The following is a 14,652-nucleotide window of genomic DNA, read 5'->3' as shown; positions in this document are numbered from 1 at the left end:
GCGACCGGCCGCGGGCGTCGGGAAGGGATCCAGACTCGTCAGGGCGGAAACGCGGTGAGCGATTCTGATGGCCTCGTGACGAGTCGAGCCGCCTGCAAGACGCGGCCTGCTGTGAGGCGCGTCATGCGCTCGACGCCACCCTGCGTTGAATCACGATAAGCGCATTGTCCTAAGCACGCGATTCCGAGTGCCTCGAAGCGCTGTATCGCCCGGATATCAACCACCGATAGCCAGATCAACGCGAGTGCCTTTACCTAAAGTAGTCATTATGAATACATTACATTAATGTGGATTAGATTTCATATGCGCCGCGTCTTTCTAAGACGTATAGACAATTTTCGACCGAAATGTGCGGGAGTAGACAGAGAAATGAATAATGATGCGGCCAACGCATGCAACGTCTCCCTCGATTACAGCGCAATGACGGCGAACCTCGTGGCGGCCTACGTGTCTCACAATCGCGTCGCAGCCTCGGAGATGCCGGCGCTGATCGCGACGGCGGCCGCTGCCCTGACCGGCCTTCAGCCCACCGATCCGTCGACCGCGGATGGAGACAGGAAAGCGACACCGAAGATGGTCCGGGCGTCGATCACACGCGAGGCACTGATCAGCTTCGAGGATGGTAAGCGGTACAAGACGATCAAGCGGCATCTGACCGCCTGTGGTTTGACGCCGGAGACGTACCGGGCGAAGTGGGGCCTGCCGAACGACTACCCGATGGTCGCTCCTGCCTACGCGGCGAAGCGATCCAGGATCGCCAGGAGCTTGGCGCAGGGTCGGTCCCAGCGCGATCCCGGTCCGGAAACTGCAGCCGGATAGCTGGCGCATTCCGAAGCTTCGTGCCCAGTCATGAAGTTCGCAAGATATTCGAAAGGTGATGGCTGGCCAGAGTGGTTCTGCCCCGGTCCGCTTTCAGGGGGCAGAGGCATCGGAGCGGACATCGCCATTCGGCCCGCTGCCGATCCTTAACCGATCTGAAGCCGGTGCGATCCCCTTCCGTGATCGGGCGAATAACCCGGCAGGGCACGCCTGCGGCGACGATATTCGGCGGTATGTTCTTCGTGACGAGGCTGCCCGCCCGGACGATGCCGTGATCGCCTGATCCGTGATCTCGGCGGCCTCGCGCAGTCCGGAGACGGTCGCGGGTCCCTGAGCCAACGAGTCCCGTCAGCTGGTGGGGCAGACGGTGGGGTGGACCGCCAAACGGCGGGAAGCTTGTCCACGATCCAGGCCTGCTGGCGGAAGGGGTGGGATTCGAACCCACGGTGGAGTTGCCCCCACGGCGGTTTTCAAGACCGCTGCCTTAAACCACTCGGCCACCCTTCCTGGCAGCATCCGCGACCTCACGGTTACGGCCGCGGCCGAGGTGGCGTCAACAGCAGAACAACCGGTTGACCTCCCGAACCATTCCGCCTATCTCACCGCCCACGCCCGGAGCCGCTCGATGCGCTGCGGGCTCTGCCCCGCCATCTTCGAAACCGGATGCGCAGGGCTCACGGCTGATTGGGGGATAGTTTAACGGTAGAACGGTGGACTCTGACTCCTCTAGTCCTGGTTCGAATCCAGGTCCCCCAGCCACCGCGCCGGCCCGCCCGATCTCCGATCCGGCGGGTTTTTTCTTGCCCGGAGCCCGGCGCATCCTCCTCTGATCCTCAGCGAGGTGTGGGTCTGGCACGGACCGAACAGCGGTCGGCCGTTGACGCGCCGCGGCGCGGCCGCCTAGATCGGTCCATGCGCCGGTGCCAGCCTCTCACGGTTCGAGGGCGCGCGATCATCGGCTTGGTCGCGCTCTACGCGCTGCTGCTCCAAGCCTTCCTCGGCTTCGCCACCCCGGCACAGGCCTGGGTCGATTCGGACGCGGCGATCTGCGCCGGTCACGCCTCGGGCGACCCCGCCGGCCCGGTGGCGCACGCTCATCCGTGCTGCACGCTCGTGCAGGCCGGCGCGCTGGTCCTGCCGACCGTCGACCCGACCGCGACCGGCTGGCCCGTCGCCGCCGAGACGCGCCGCGCGTGGCGCCCCGAATCCGAGATCCCGACGACCGGCCCGCCGGCCTCGACGGGCACCGCGCGAGGTCCACCCAAGGCCTGACGATCCCGCTCCCGATCGTTCAGGCCCGGACCTCCCATCATGTCGATTGTTCTCCACGGCGACGCCCCCGCGTACGGGGCGGCGGCAACGCGGCGACTGTCCCGCGACGCCGTCTATCGGGCCGTCTGGCGGTGGCACTTCTACGCCGGCCTGCTCTGCCTGCCCTTCCTGATCGGCCTCTCGGCCACCGGCGCGCTCTACCTGTTCAAGGACGAGATCAATGGCAGCCTGTTCGCGTACCGGACCCGGGTCGCGCCGCAGGCGACGGCGCCGATCGGCCCGGACCGGCTGATCTTCAACGCGCTGCAGGCCGTGCCCGACGGCGCGCCCGTCACCTACATCGACCCGGCCGCGCCGGACGCCGCGGCGCGAGTGACGCTCGCTTCCGGCGACCGCCGGATCCACGTCTACCTAAACCCCTATACCGGCGACGTGCTCGACCGCGTCGACCGTGACCGCGAGCTCATGGCGGTGATCCGCGGACTGCACAGCCTCGCCCTGGTCGGGCCCCTCGCGAACGCCGTCATCGAGATCGTCGCCGGTTTCGCGATCGTCCTAGTGTTGACCGGCGCGTATCTCTGGTGGCCCCGCGGCCGCGCGGGCGGCGTCGTCACGGTGCGCGGCGGCCCGCGCCGGCGCGTGTGGTGGCGCGACCTTCACGCCGTCACCGGGTTCGTGGCCGGCGGCGGGCTGCTCTTCCTGGCACTCACGGGCCTGCCCTGGTCGATCTGGTGGGGGCAGGAACTGCGCGCGTGGTCGAACGCCGCCGGCCTCGGGCAACCGGCCGCGCTCTGGGCGAATCGGCCGGTCTCGACGGTGCCGCTGCGCGACCGGCTGGAGGATGCCGGGTGGACCCTGCAGGACGCGCCGGTGCCGCGCTCCGTGCCGGCCGCGGCCGCGAGCGTCGGGATCGACGACGCCGTGGCGATCCTTCGACATCTGGGGATGCCCCCCGGCTTCGAGCTGGCGCTGCCCGTCGGCGCGGACGGCGTCTACGCCGCCGCGATCTACCCGCGCGACGTCACGCGGCAGCGGGTCATCACCCTCGACCAGTATTCCGGCCGGCCGCTGGTGGACGTCCGTTTCACCGATCTCGGACCGGTCGGCCGGGCGATCCAGTACGGGATCGGCATCCACAAGGGCGAGCACTGGGGCCGCGCGAACCAGATGGCGATGCTGGGCTTCTGCCTCGCCACATTCCTGCTCGCCGTCACCGCCGGGACGATGTGGTGGAAGCGGCGCCCGGCCGGCGGCCTCGGCGTGCCGCCCTGGCCGGCGGATCGGCGGGTGGCTGCGACCGTGACCGCGATCATCCTCGGGCTCGGGGCGCTCTTCCCGCTGACCGGGCTCGCCATCGCCGCCATGGTCGGTCTCGACCTCGCCGCGGGCCGACTGCGAAGACGGTGGGCGCGCTGAGCCGGTGCGGGCGGGCGCCGTGCCCGTGCACACGTCTCCGCGCCTGAGACGCGGGCGCCCGGGCCTCCCGGGCGCGGTGCTGATCGCGCTCGCGCTCTGGATCCAGGCGCTCGCGCCGGCCGTCGCGCTCCGGATGGCGCAGGCGGATCGGGGCGCGCTGCCCGGCCAGATCCTGTGCGGGCACGCGCCGGATCAGGCCGGTGACACGGCGGTCGGCCCGGGCGCGCCGGCACCGGGGTCCTGCGCCCTCTGCGGGCTGTGTCGGGCCGGTGCCGTCCCGCCGCTGCTCCCGCACGCGCCCGGCCTCGCGCGCCGCCTGCGCTGGACGGCGGTGGCGTGGCCGATCCCGCCCCCCGTCCGGACCGCGTCGGTCCCCGCCTTCATCGGCCAGCCCCGCGGGCCGCCCCGCTGTGCCTGATCGCCCGTCCTCCGGGCGGCGCCGCCGCTCGCCCCATCGATCAGACGAGACCTCCGATGACCTCCGACTCCCCCGTCCTGCACGGCGGCGCCCTCGCGCTCCTGCTCGCCGGAAGCCCCCTCCCCGCCCTCGGCCAGACCGCCGTCACCCTCGAGGAACTCTCAGTGGAGGGCGAGGCCGCGCCCGTTGCGGGCCGGCCCGCCGCGCCGGCCTTCGGCGTGGCGGCGCCGCCGGGCTCGGCGCCCGCGGTGATCGAGCACCCGGTCGGCGAGATCGTCACCGGCATCGGCCGCGATGACACGATCGCGAACCGGCCGGCGACCAGCATCGGCTCGGTCCTGGTGAACAGCCCCGGCGTGACCGTGCGGCAGGGGAACGGCGGCCGCGACGTGGTCATCTCGATCCGCGGCAACAACGCCCGCTCCACCGGCGTGATCAAGAACACCGTCGTCCTGGAGGACGGCTTCATCCTCACCCAGCCGGACGGGGCGGCGCGCTTCGACCTCACGGACCCCCGCGCCTACGGCCGGATCGACGTGTTCCGCGGGCCGCAATCGCCGCTCTTCGGCAACTACGCCACCGGGGGCACCATCGCGTTCCGGACACGCACCGGGCGGGAGATCGACGGCTACGAGATCGGGGTGGATGCCGGCAGCTTCGGCTACCTCAGCAACTATTTCACCGTCGGCGGCGTCAGCGGCCCGTTCGAGATCAGTCTGTTCGCCAGCGATGTCCGCGCGAACGGCTACCAAGACCACGCGAGCTACGACACGCAGACCATCAACCTGCTCGCGAGCTACACCCCGACGCCGGACAATCGCTTCACCCTGAAGGTGATCAACAACACCCTCGACGCCAACCTGCCCGCCCGTGCGTCCCTGGCCCAGTACCGGATCAACCCGTACCAGCGCGGCTGCGCCGCGGCCGCGAACGCGGCTCCGGGCTGCACCACCTTCAACCTGTTCCGGAACGGGGCGTTCGGCGCGACCGTGCCGGTGACGGCCGACGAGGGCAGCTTCGGGCGCAACGACCGCCGGACCATCGTGGCCGTCCGCTGGGAGCACGACCTCGACGCGTTCACCACGTGGCGCACGCAGCTCGGCTTCGACGAGCGCAACTTCGACCAGCCGTTCTACACGACCGCGTCGCGGGGCTCCTACCCGTCCTGGAACTTCCTGACCGACCTGACCCGGCAGGGCGACGTGTTCGGCCTGCCGGCGACGGGCTACGTCGCGCTCGCCTACAACACGATCGACAACCACATCACCACCTTCAACCGGGCCCCCTACGTCGGCCCGCGCCTGGGGGCGCTGATCGGCGATCAGACGGCGGTGCAGTCCAATCTCGGCGGCCGGGCGCGGCTGGAGCTGGGGCTGTTGGACCAGTGGACCGGCATCCTCGGCCTGAGCGCCGAGACCACGGCGATCACCGGGCGCAACGTCGCCTACGCGTACGCGGCGAGCGGCACGACGCGGACGGTGGCGGACGCGAACCGGTCCTTCCTCAACGTCGCCCCCGAACTGGCCCTGGTCTACCGGCCGGACGCGGCCTGGGCGCTGCGCGGCCGGGTCGCCACCGGCTACACCACGCCGGCCGCCAGCAACCTGTTCATCACCCCGGCCGGGCTGCCCGGCAACAACACGCAGCTCCGGACGCAGGAGAACCTCGGCTTCGATCTCGGCGCCGAGTGGAGCCCGGTGACCGATCTCCGCCTGAGCGTGACCGGGTTCTACGAGTTCTTCCGCAACGAGCTGGTCTCGCAATCGCCGGGGGCCGGCCTCCTCGCCTACACGTTCAACGCGCCGGCCTCGGAGCATCGCGGCATCGAGGTCGGCGCCGACTGGGCCTTCGCGCCCGGCTGGCGCGGAACGCTGGCCTACACGTTCGACGACCAGATCTACACCCGCTACGCCGAGCAGCTCAGCGCCGGCAGCCTGAGCCGGTCCTTCGACCGGGCCGGGAACCGGATCCCCGGGGTTCCGGCCCACCAGATCCTCGCCCGCCTCGGCTACGACGTGCCGAGCGGCCCGCTCGCGGGTCTCGGCGCCTTCGTGGAGACGGTCGTCCAGGGCGATTTCTACCTCGACAACGCCAACCTGCTGAAGGCGCCGGGCTACGCGGTGGTCAACGCCAACCTGCACTACGCCACGGAGCTGACGGGCGGCTACGCGAAGCGGCTGAGCCTGTACGTCGAGGTGCGCAACCTGTTCGACACGACCTACGTCGCCTCCGCGCAGAACCTCGCCAACAGCATCAGCGGCACGACCGGACTCCAGAACGGCGCCGCCGTGCTGGCGACCACCACGGGATCGGTCTTCGCGGGTGCTCCGCGAAACATCGTCGGCGGCATGCGGCTGGCATTTTGATAACTGCGCGGCGGCTCGCGCGTGGTGTCGCAGTCGAGCGTACACTATGCTTCGGCAGTCGATCGCAGGGCGGGGCCTGAGCGCGCGGCGGGGCCGTGGGCGGGGATGTGGCGCGATGGTCCGATGAGGCGGCGAACCGTACTCGCTGGGTTGCCCCTGGCGCTCGCCGGGTGGCCGCGCACCGTGCTGGCGCAGGGTCAGGCCCATGTCGCGGCCCTCTGGCCGTTCGCGGAGGGCGATCCCGAGGGCCGGGTGCTGGCGGAATCGTTTCATGCCGGCCTGCGCGACCACGGTCATCCCGATCAGCGGGTCGACGATCGCTGGACCGGGGCCGACCGCGAGCGCACGCGTCTCCTCGCGACCGAACTCGTGGCCGCACAGCCGCAGGTGATCTTCGCCTACCTCAGCGCGCAGCTCACGGCCGTGGCGGCTCTGACGAAGCAGATCCCGATCGTGTTCGTCGGCGCCTCGAACCCGGTCCGCTTCGGGTACGTGGAGAGTCTCCAGCGCCCGGGCGGCAACATCACCGGCTTCACGCTCTACGAGGCGCCGCTGGGCGGGAAATGGGTGGCGGCCCTCAAGGAGGCTGTTCCGAGCCTCAGGCACGTCACGCTCCTGTCCAATCCGAGCACCGAGATCCGCGGCGAGAACCTCTACGCCGAGCCGTTCCGCGCCACCGCGGCCGCGCTCAGGATCGAGCCGGTGGTGGTGAAGATCGACAAGGCGGCCGAGATCGAGCCGGTGATCGCCGCGCTCGCGCGGCGGGGCGACGGGGGCCTGATCGTCGCCCCCGGCACGTTCAGCGAGGCCAACGGCGACCACATCGTCGCGCTCACCACGAGTCTCCGGGTCCCCGCGGTCTTCGCGATCCGGCGTTTCGCCTATCGGGGCGGCCTGATGTCGTACGGACCGGATCCGGTGGAGACGGTCCGCCGGGCGGCCGCTTATGTCGGCCGCATCCTGCGCGGCGAGAACCCCGCGACCCTGCCGGTCCAGGCGCCGACGAAGTTCGACTTCATCGTGAATCTCAAGACGGCCCGCAGCATGGGCGTGACGATCTCGTCGGCGCTCCTCGCCCAGGCGGACGAGATCGTCGAATGACGGCGCCGCGCCCGACAGCCTCCCCGCCGGCCGCGACAGCGCCGCCGCGCTGGTTCCGCCTGCCGCTCGCGGGGAAGTTCGCGGTGGCCTTCGTGGGCCTGGTCAGCCTCGTGCTGCTCATCAACGGCGCCGTCGACCTGACGCTAAACTACCAGGACGCCAAGCGGACCGCGATCGAGACGCAGCGCACCAAGGCGCGCGCGGCCGCCGAGCGCGTCGACGCCTTCCTGTCCTCGATCGAGGGCCAGATCGGCTGGACGACGCGCGCCGAGTGGCGGCGCGTCTCCCCCGAGCAGCAGCGCTACGACTTCATCCGCCTGCTGCGCCAGGCGCCGGCCATCACGGAGGTGGCGTACCTCGATCCGGCCGGCAAGGAGCAACTGCGCGTCTCCCGGCTGGAGCCGGACGCCGTCGCCAGCGGCAAGGATTTCTCGACCTCGCCGCGCTTCACCCAGGCGCTCGCCCAGAAGACGTGGTTCGGCCCGGTCTATTTCCGGCGCGGCTCCGAGCCGTACATGACCGTCTCGGTGGCCCATGCCGGCCGCGACCCGGGCGTGACCGTCGCGGAAGTCAATCTCAAGCTGATCTGGGACGTCGTCAGCGCGATCAACGTCGGCGAGCACGGCTACGCCTTCGTGACGACGGCGACCGGTCGCCTGATCGCGCACCCGGACCTCAGTCTCGTCCTGCGCGACACCGACCTCTCCGGCCTGCCCGAGGTCGCGGCGGCCCTGCCCGGCTCCCGCATGGCGGGTCAGGACTACGAGATCACGACCGGCCTCGACGGCGGCTGGGTGCTGGCGGCCCACGCCACCATCCCGCGGGTCGACTGGATCGTCTTCGTGCAGGAATCGCTGCGCGACGCCATGGGGCCGGCGCTCGAATCCGTGATCCAGACCACGTCGCTGATGGGTCTCGGCGTCCTGCTGGCGGCGGTGGCGGGCACCTTCCTGGCGCGGCGCATGGTCGTGCCCATCCGCGAGCTCGAGGACGGGGCGGAGCGGTTCGGCGCGGGCGACCTGTCCGAGCGGATCGTGATCCGCACCGGCGACGAGATCGAGACCCTCGCGCACCGGTTCAACACGATGGCGAGCCGGGTCCAGGATTCCTACGAGACGCTCGAGGCCAAGGTCGAGGAGCGGACCCGCGACCTCAACCGGTCGCTCGACGATCTCCAGCGGGCGCAGAGCCGGCTCGTCCAGTCCGAGAAGCTCGCCTCGCTGGGTCAGCTCACCGCCGGCATCGCCCACGAGATCAAGAACCCGCTGAACTTCGTCAACAACTTCGCGTCGCTCTCGAACGAGCTGGTGGACGAGCTGCGGGAGGTGCTCGAACCGACGACCCTCGACCCGGACACGCGCGCGGAGGTCGAGGAGCTCGCCGGCCTGCTCAAGAGCAATCTCGAGAAGGTCGTCCAGCACGGCAAGCGCGCGGACTCGATCGTCAAGAACATGCTGCTGCACTCGCGCACCGGGTCCGGCGAGCATCGCCCGGTCGAGGTCAACGCGCTGGTCGAGGAGAGCCTGAATCTTGCCTATCACGGGGCCCGTGCGGCGAAACCCGGCTTCAACGTGACCCTCGTGCGCGATTACGATCCGGCGGCCGGCCTCGCCGACCTGTACCCTCAGGAGATCACGCGGGTCCTGCTGAACCTGATGTCGAACGGATTCTACGCCACCGAGAAGCGGGCCGCCGATGGCGAACCCGGCTATGCGCCCACGCTCTCGGTCGCCACCCGGGACCGGGGCGACGGCGTCGAGATCCGCGTGCGCGACAACGGCACCGGCATCCCGGACAGCGTCAAGGCCAAGATGTTCGACCCGTTCTTCACCACCAAGCCGGCCGGCGAGGGAACGGGGCTCGGCCTGTCGCTGAGCCACGACATCCTCGTCAAGCAGCACGGCGGAACGGTTGACGTCGCCACGGAACCGGGTGCCTTCACGGAATTCATCATCACCCTGCCGCGGCAGAGTGTTACGCCGGACGCGCCGCCTCGGCCACCGACCTTGGCGGCGACCGAGCCGGCGACCGAGGCGGCGACCGAGACTGAGAGCCAGCCATGAACGTCCTGATCCTCGTCGTCGATGACGAACCCGACGTGACAGACCTGTTCCGGCAGCAGTTTCGCCGCGAGCTGCGCGCCGGACGCTTCGCGATGGCCTTCGCGCACTCGGCCGCGGAGGCCCTGGAGCGGATCAACGGCTCGAACGAGCCGAGCCTGATCCTGATGCTGTCGGACATCAACATGCCCGGGATGACCGGCCTCGAATTGCTGCCCCTGGTGCGCGCGGCCCGCCCCGACGTGCCGGTGATCATGATTACGGCCTACGGCGACGCCGAGACGCGCGAGAAGGTCCGCGCCGCCGGCGCCGTGGGCCTGATCACCAAGCCGATCGACTTCGCCGTTCTGAAGGCCGAGATCGATCGCCGTCTGTCCGCCTTCGCGGGGACCGAATGACGCCCGGTGCGCCGAGCGCCAAGATCCTCGTCGTCGACGACGAGCCGGATCTCGAGGCGCTGATCACCCAGAAGTTCCGCCGCCAGATCCGGCAGGGCCTCGTCACGTTCCTGTTCGCCCACGACGGGCAGGAGGCGCTGGACCGCCTGGCCGAGAGCCGCGACGTCGATCTGGTCGTCTCCGACATCAACATGCCGCGGATGGACGGGCTGACCCTGCTCGCCAAGCTGCAGGAGCTGGCCGAGCGCCCCTCGATCATCATCGTCTCGGCCTACGGCGACATGGCGAACATCCGCACGGCAATGAACCGGGGCGCCTTCGACTTCCTGACGAAGCCGATCGACTTCGCCGACCTCGAGACGACGATCGAGCGGACGCTGCGCCACGTCGAGGACCTGCGCGAGGGGCGGCGGCGGCAATCGCTCGCCGAGCGGGCCCACGCCTCCCTGGCCCGGTACTTCTCGCCGAACCTCGCCGAGCGGCTCGCGGGGGACGCGTCGGGCCTCGAACTCGGCGGCCACCGCCGCGACGTGGCCTCCCTGTTCACCGACATCGCGGGCTTCACCAGCCTGGTGGAGAGCCTCGACCCGGCGCAGCTCGCCGAGATCCTCAACGGCTATTTCGCCGAGATGACCGACGTGGTCTTCGCCCACGAGGGGACGGTGGCCAAGATCGTCGGCGACGCCCTGCACGTCCTGTTCGGCGCGCCGGGGGACCAGCCGGACCACGCGGCGCGGGCGGTGGCCTGCGCCCTCGCCCTGGACGAGGCGGCCGAGGGCTTCCGCAATCGCTGGCGCGAGCGGGGAATCGAGATCGGCGTGACGCGGATCGGCGTTCATGCCGGCCCGGCGATCGTGGGCAATTTCGGCGGCGGCCGCTACTTCGACTACACGGCCTACGGCGACACCATCAACACGGCCGCCCGTCTGGAGAACGCCAACAAGGCCTTCGGCACGCGGATCTGCGTCAGCGACGCCGTCGTGATCCGCGCCGGACAGTTCCGCGGCCGCCCCCTCGGCGACCTCCTCCTGCGCGGCAAGCAGACGGCCCTGCGCGCCTACGAACCCCTGACGGAAGCGGCCTACGGCGACGCGCTGCTCGCCCAGTACCAGGACGCCTACGCCAAGCTCGATACCGGGGAGGCCGGCGCGCTGGCCGCCTTCGCGGCCCTGGTCGGTCTGCGCCCCGACGACGGGGTGGCGGCCTTCCACCTGAAGCGGCTGCTGAACGGCGGCAGCGGCAGTCGGGTCGAGGTCCGCTGAGTCGCGCGCGGCTTCCCCGTCGCCCGCCCCGATAGCCCCGCCTTAAGGCAGCGCCTATTACCGTCCGAGGGCGTGCGATCGGAATCCCTCCCGATCGGCGATGCTCGGAACGGGTTCGGACGGGAGACCGGCGGATGAGACGGCGCGACGTCATCGCGGCCCTCGGCGGCGCGGCCGCGTGGCCGGCCCTCGCCGCCGCGCCGGCGAAGGGTCAGCGTCGCCTGGGGATCCTGCTGGTCTACGGCGAGGCGCATCCCGACAGTCCCGTCATCGTCGAGACGCTGAAGGAGAGCCTGAAGCGGGCCGGCTGGATCTGGGGTGAGAACCTGACGGTCGACCTGCAGTACGGCAACGGCGACGCCGAGCGGATGCGCGTCCAGGCGGAGGAGATCGTCGCGCGCGCGCCCGACGCGGTGCTCGCGCAGGGCGTCGTCGGCGCGACCGCGCTCCAGCGGGCGACCACGACGGTTCCGATCGTCTTCATGATGCTTCAGGACCCGGTCGGCGGCGGCTTCGTGACGAACCTGTCGCGGCCCGGCGGGAACCTCACCGGCTTCACCAACTTCGACTTCGTCCTCGTCGGCAAGTGGCTGCAGCTCCTGAAGGAACTCAGCCCCGGCGTGACGCGGGCGCTCGCCCTCATCAACCCCGATTACCGGGCGCGCTTGGCGGGCTACACGGCCGAGATGGCCCGCATCGGCCCAGCACTCGGGATCGACGCCCGGATCGCGGGCGTGCACGACGCGGCCGAGATCGAGGCGGCGATCGCCGGCTTCGCCGGACAACCGGAGGGCGGCCTCATCGCGCTGCCGGACGCGGTGACCGGGGTGTACGGCCAGCTGATCGTCGATCTGGCGGCGACCCACCGCCTGCCGGCCGTGTACGCCTACGCGGCGCCGGTCCACCTCGGCGGCCTCGCCGCCTACACGACCAGCGTCGAGCAGGACGTGCAGCGGGCGGCGGGCTACATCGATCGGATCCTGCGCGGCGCAGTGGTCGGCGACCTGCCGGTGCAGGCGAGCGAGCGCTTCATCACCCTGCTCAACCTGACGACGGCCGCCTCCCTGGGATTGACCATCTCGCCCTCGCTGATGGCGAAGGTGGACGAGCTGGTCGAGTAGCGGCCGCCGGAACCGGTGCCGGTCGTCGCGGCGGCACCGCCGCGACGACCGCGACGGAGCGGATCAGCTGAAAGCCGGCAGGCGTCCGTCGGGCGAGTAGCGGTCGATGGCCGAGGGCAGGTCGCGCGAGAGGCGCGCCAGCAGCTCGCTCTTGCTCAGGCCGGTGCGCTGCTCCAGGGCCGCCAGCGTGTCCGGTCCGATGGCGCGCTCCAGATCCGCGGTCGGGATGTCGCGGTTCGGCCCGTGATTGATCCAGGACTGGGCCGTCTCGGCGTGGCCGCCCTTGGTGAAATGGTCGACCAGCTCGGTCAGGCCCCCGGCGATGAGGCCGCCGACGCCGCCCGCGCTGGCGCCGCCGAGGAGCCGATCCAGGTTCGCCGGGATGGTCGAACCCGTCGCGGGCGGGACCTGCGGCGCCGGCGACCGGGACGCGTCCTTGGCGTGGCCGCCGAGCCACTCGGCGATCCGGTCGCGGTTCTGGTAACCGGCCACGGCCAGCAGGCCCAGCAGGGCGGTCATCGAAGGGTATCCCTTGCTCATCGCGTCGTCCTCTTGAGGCGGGCCCTCGGCCCGGGTGGTACGGCGGTCATCCGCCGCAATGGGTCAGGCCCCGCTCGGGCCCGCGTCGCTCGCGACCGTCCGGCCAGCCAACGCGGACCCGTCCTCCGCGCTCCGGCCGGTCGTGATGGCGCGCTTGACGGTCGAGCGGGCGGCGTCGATGGCGATGGCCGCGGCCGACATGGTCCGCGCCTCGGTCGGTCGCTCGAGGGCGTGCTTGGCGATGTCGCCCGCGAGATCGTCGATCTCCCGGGCGAGGCTCTCGAGACGCGCCGGGTCGGTCGTCTCCTGCGCCTCCTGGCGGATCCTCAGCAGGCGGTCCGTCGCTTCCTCGACGCGCTCCCGGCGCAGGCGCGACAGGCGCTGGCCGATCCAGGCGAGCGCGGAGCCGATACCGCCGCCGAGGAAGGCGAGCAGGTAGATCCAGGTCTCGTAGCGCTCGATGAAGCTCTGCTGCTCGCGCTCGTAATAGTCGACAGCGCCGGGATGGATCGGCAGCCGGGCGCTCGTCGCGCCGACGGTCCCGTCATAGGCGGGCGCCTGAAAATAGTCGGCCGCGGGCGTGACGTTGGCCATGGCGCTGCGCAGCTCGAACAGGTGCTGGGTGACGTCGGCCGCCACCGACCGGGCGAGGTTCGCGCGCGCCATCAGGCGGTACGAGGCGCCGACCGTGTGAACCTCCTCGTCGGGCACCTTGGGGCTGCCGCCGAAGGTCTCGGCCGGCATGGTGACGACCTGCAGCCGCGGTAGACGGGCAACGATCGCCTCGGCGTTCTCGACATCCACGAAGGAGATCTTGCGATCGCGGCTGGCCGCCTGGACGAGGCCGACGATCCGCTGCGCCGTCGGCGCGGTCGGCGCGATGACCGAGATCACCGCGTCGACCCGCTTCCGGGCGAAGGCCGCGCCCAGGTCGCTCTCGGCCATCTCGACCAGGGCGACGTGGCGCGGCGGCAGCGCGCCTGCCGGCTCGGTGGTCACCAGCGTCAGACCGTAATGCTCCAGCATGGCGCGGATGAGCGCCTCGTCGGCGTCCCTGTGGGCCAGGATCGCCAGGCGCTTGCGGTCGAGATCGGGGAAGCGGGCGATCCCGGCGGATTCCGGCGACGCGATGATCATCGCCTGATCGCGCAGGATCGCCAGCGTCAGGCCGTTATCCGGAAGCTCCACATCCGGCCGCACGATCGCCAGATCGGCGCGGCCGTCGCCCAGCGCCTCGGCGCTGTCGCGCACGTCGTCGAAGGGCAGGATCTTGAGGCGGATCTCCTTGTGGCGCTTGGCCAGAGCGTCCGCGTAGGCCTGGATCAGGGCCGGCTCGGTTCCGTCCTTCGGGGCGACAGCGATCGTCAGGACGGTGGCCCGCGACGCCCAGTAGGCCACGCCCGCGCCGACACTCAGCAGGATGGCCAGCATCAGGAAGACGAATTCCTGACGCAGGAAGAGGCTGGCGAAGCGCCGCATCGGCTCTGCTCTCGCGCATCGAGCGGCCAGGCCCGGCACCGTGCCGGGCGAGGGCCTGAGGGCGGCGCCGAGGGGACGGCGCCGCGGGACGGGCTCAGTGCTTGCCGATGATCTTGTCGGCGACGGACTTGGCGCCGTCCTTGACGTCGCCGACGGTCTTCTGCGCCTCGCCCTTCAGCTCCTGCGCCTTGCCCTCGGCCACCAGCTTGTCGTTGCCCGTCGCCTTGCCGGCCGCCTGCTTGACGTTGCCCACCGCCTCGTTGGCCAGGCCCTCGATCTTGTCGGTCGTGCTGCTCATCGCGTGCGCTCCTTCACGGTCGTGGTGGCGGTCGTACTCGTCGGTCGAGAGGTCCGGTCGGGCGCGCGGCCCACCGGGATAGACGGCCCCCGCATGCACGCG

At 70.8% G+C, this 14,652-nt stretch carries 13 protein-coding genes and 2 tRNA genes; 11 read left to right on the top strand and 4 right to left on the bottom strand.

Annotated features, from left to right (window positions below; genetic code table 11):
- The first annotated feature begins 369 nt into the window (after positions 1-369).
- Positions 370-819, top strand: coding sequence for a Ros/MucR family transcriptional regulator (locus ABIC30_RS02415; RefSeq protein ID WP_042669594.1), 450 nt, complete (start codon positions 370-372; stop codon positions 817-819).
- Positions 820-1,236: 417 nt separating this feature from the next.
- Here the strand turns inward: ABIC30_RS02415 and ABIC30_RS02410 are convergent.
- Positions 1,237-1,326, bottom strand: a tRNA-Ser gene (locus ABIC30_RS02410).
- 178 nt (positions 1,327-1,504) lie between these two features.
- Between ABIC30_RS02410 and ABIC30_RS02405 the strand changes: the two genes are divergently transcribed.
- The 10 genes from ABIC30_RS02405 (at position 1,505) to ABIC30_RS02360 (ending at position 12,233) form a co-directional block, all read left to right on the top strand.
- Positions 1,505-1,578, top strand: a tRNA-Gln gene (locus ABIC30_RS02405).
- A gap of 201 nt (positions 1,579-1,779) precedes the next feature.
- Positions 1,780-2,091: a hypothetical protein gene (locus ABIC30_RS02400; RefSeq protein ID WP_020096383.1), complete on the top strand. Its 312-nt coding sequence runs from the start codon at positions 1,780-1,782 to the stop codon at positions 2,089-2,091.
- Between the two features lie 39 nt (positions 2,092-2,130).
- Positions 2,131-3,507, top strand: coding sequence for a PepSY-associated TM helix domain-containing protein (locus ABIC30_RS02395; RefSeq protein ID WP_020096382.1), 1,377 nt, complete (start codon positions 2,131-2,133; stop codon positions 3,505-3,507).
- Between the two features lie 25 nt (positions 3,508-3,532).
- Entirely contained in the window at positions 3,533-3,925 is a 393-nt protein-coding gene (locus tag ABIC30_RS02390; protein ID WP_234081150.1) for a DUF2946 family protein, read from the top strand.
- Positions 3,926-3,981: 56 nt separating this feature from the next.
- A complete protein-coding gene (locus ABIC30_RS02385) occupies positions 3,982-6,291 on the top strand; it encodes a TonB-dependent receptor family protein (protein WP_354453831.1) in 2,310 nt (769 codons plus the stop codon).
- 123 nt (positions 6,292-6,414) lie between these two features.
- Positions 6,415-7,392, top strand: a complete 978-nt coding sequence (locus ABIC30_RS02380; RefSeq protein WP_026605450.1) for an ABC transporter substrate-binding protein — start codon at positions 6,415-6,417, stop codon at positions 7,390-7,392.
- Positions 7,389-9,455, top strand: a complete 2,067-nt coding sequence (locus ABIC30_RS02375; protein ID WP_042674860.1) for a sensor histidine kinase — start codon at positions 7,389-7,391, stop codon at positions 9,453-9,455. Before ABIC30_RS02380 ends, ABIC30_RS02375 begins: the two co-directional genes overlap by 4 nt.
- Positions 9,452-9,850 carry a response regulator gene (locus ABIC30_RS02370; protein WP_020096377.1) on the top strand — a complete coding sequence of 133 codons (399 nt, stop codon included), beginning with the start codon at positions 9,452-9,454 and terminating at the stop codon, positions 9,848-9,850. The genes ABIC30_RS02375 and ABIC30_RS02370 overlap by 4 nt, the downstream gene beginning before the upstream one ends.
- Complete coding sequence (locus tag ABIC30_RS02365) at positions 9,847-11,112, top strand: adenylate/guanylate cyclase domain-containing protein (RefSeq protein WP_020096376.1); 1,266 nt, start codon at positions 9,847-9,849, stop codon at positions 11,110-11,112. Before ABIC30_RS02370 ends, ABIC30_RS02365 begins: the two co-directional genes overlap by 4 nt.
- A gap of 134 nt (positions 11,113-11,246) precedes the next feature.
- The gene (locus tag ABIC30_RS02360) at positions 11,247-12,233 is read left to right on the top strand and encodes an ABC transporter substrate-binding protein (RefSeq protein ID WP_020096375.1); all 987 of its coding nucleotides are present in this window, start codon (positions 11,247-11,249) and stop codon (positions 12,231-12,233) included.
- A 63-nt stretch (positions 12,234-12,296) separates the two neighbouring features.
- Here ABIC30_RS02360 and ABIC30_RS02355 read toward each other — a convergent pair whose 3' ends face one another.
- The 3 genes from ABIC30_RS02355 to ABIC30_RS02345 all read right to left on the bottom strand — a co-directional run bounded on the left by ABIC30_RS02355 (position 12,297) and on the right by ABIC30_RS02345 (position 14,550).
- Complete coding sequence (locus ABIC30_RS02355; RefSeq protein ID WP_026605449.1) at positions 12,297-12,773, bottom strand: YidB family protein; 477 nt, start codon at positions 12,771-12,773, stop codon at positions 12,297-12,299.
- Positions 12,774-12,836: 63 nt separating this feature from the next.
- The gene (locus tag ABIC30_RS02350; RefSeq protein WP_020096373.1) at positions 12,837-14,252 is read right to left on the bottom strand and encodes a TAXI family TRAP transporter solute-binding subunit; all 1,416 of its coding nucleotides are present in this window, start codon (positions 14,250-14,252) and stop codon (positions 12,837-12,839) included.
- A gap of 94 nt (positions 14,253-14,346) precedes the next feature.
- On the bottom strand, positions 14,347-14,550 hold the full coding sequence (locus tag ABIC30_RS02345; protein ID WP_020096372.1) for a CsbD family protein: 204 nt from the start codon (positions 14,548-14,550) through the stop codon (positions 14,347-14,349).
- Between the last annotated feature and the right edge of the window lie 102 nt (positions 14,551-14,652).

It is taken from the genome of Methylobacterium sp. 1030 (assembly GCF_040544715.1).
Lineage (GTDB): Bacteria > Pseudomonadota > Alphaproteobacteria > Rhizobiales > Beijerinckiaceae > Methylobacterium.
This window is presented reverse-complemented; position numbering and strand designations above follow the sequence as displayed.

Bases quoted from the DNA above. Each gene is read 5' to 3' on its own strand.
- ABIC30_RS02360 (WP_020096375.1), top strand. From the start codon at position 11,247: ATGAGACGGCGCGACGTCATCGCGGCCCTCGGCGGCGCGGCCGCGTGG.
- ABIC30_RS02395 (WP_020096382.1), top strand. From the start codon at position 2,131: ATGTCGATTGTTCTCCACGGCGACGCCCCCGCGTACGGGGCGGCGGCA.
- ABIC30_RS02355 (WP_026605449.1), bottom strand. From the start codon at position 12,773: ATGAGCAAGGGATACCCTTCGATGACCGCCCTGCTGGGCCTGCTGGCC.
- ABIC30_RS02380 (WP_026605450.1), top strand. From the start codon at position 6,415: ATGAGGCGGCGAACCGTACTCGCTGGGTTGCCCCTGGCGCTCGCCGGG.
- ABIC30_RS02415 (WP_042669594.1), top strand. From the start codon at position 370: ATGAATAATGATGCGGCCAACGCATGCAACGTCTCCCTCGATTACAGC.
- ABIC30_RS02370 (WP_020096377.1), top strand. From the start codon at position 9,452: ATGAACGTCCTGATCCTCGTCGTCGATGACGAACCCGACGTGACAGAC.
- ABIC30_RS02345 (WP_020096372.1), bottom strand. From the start codon at position 14,550: ATGAGCAGCACGACCGACAAGATCGAGGGCCTGGCCAACGAGGCGGTG.
- ABIC30_RS02365 (WP_020096376.1), top strand. From the start codon at position 9,847: ATGACGCCCGGTGCGCCGAGCGCCAAGATCCTCGTCGTCGACGACGAG.
- ABIC30_RS02385 (WP_354453831.1), top strand. From the start codon at position 3,982: ATGACCTCCGACTCCCCCGTCCTGCACGGCGGCGCCCTCGCGCTCCTG.
- ABIC30_RS02350 (WP_020096373.1), bottom strand. From the start codon at position 14,252: ATGCGGCGCTTCGCCAGCCTCTTCCTGCGTCAGGAATTCGTCTTCCTG.
- ABIC30_RS02375 (WP_042674860.1), top strand. From the start codon at position 7,389: ATGACGGCGCCGCGCCCGACAGCCTCCCCGCCGGCCGCGACAGCGCCG.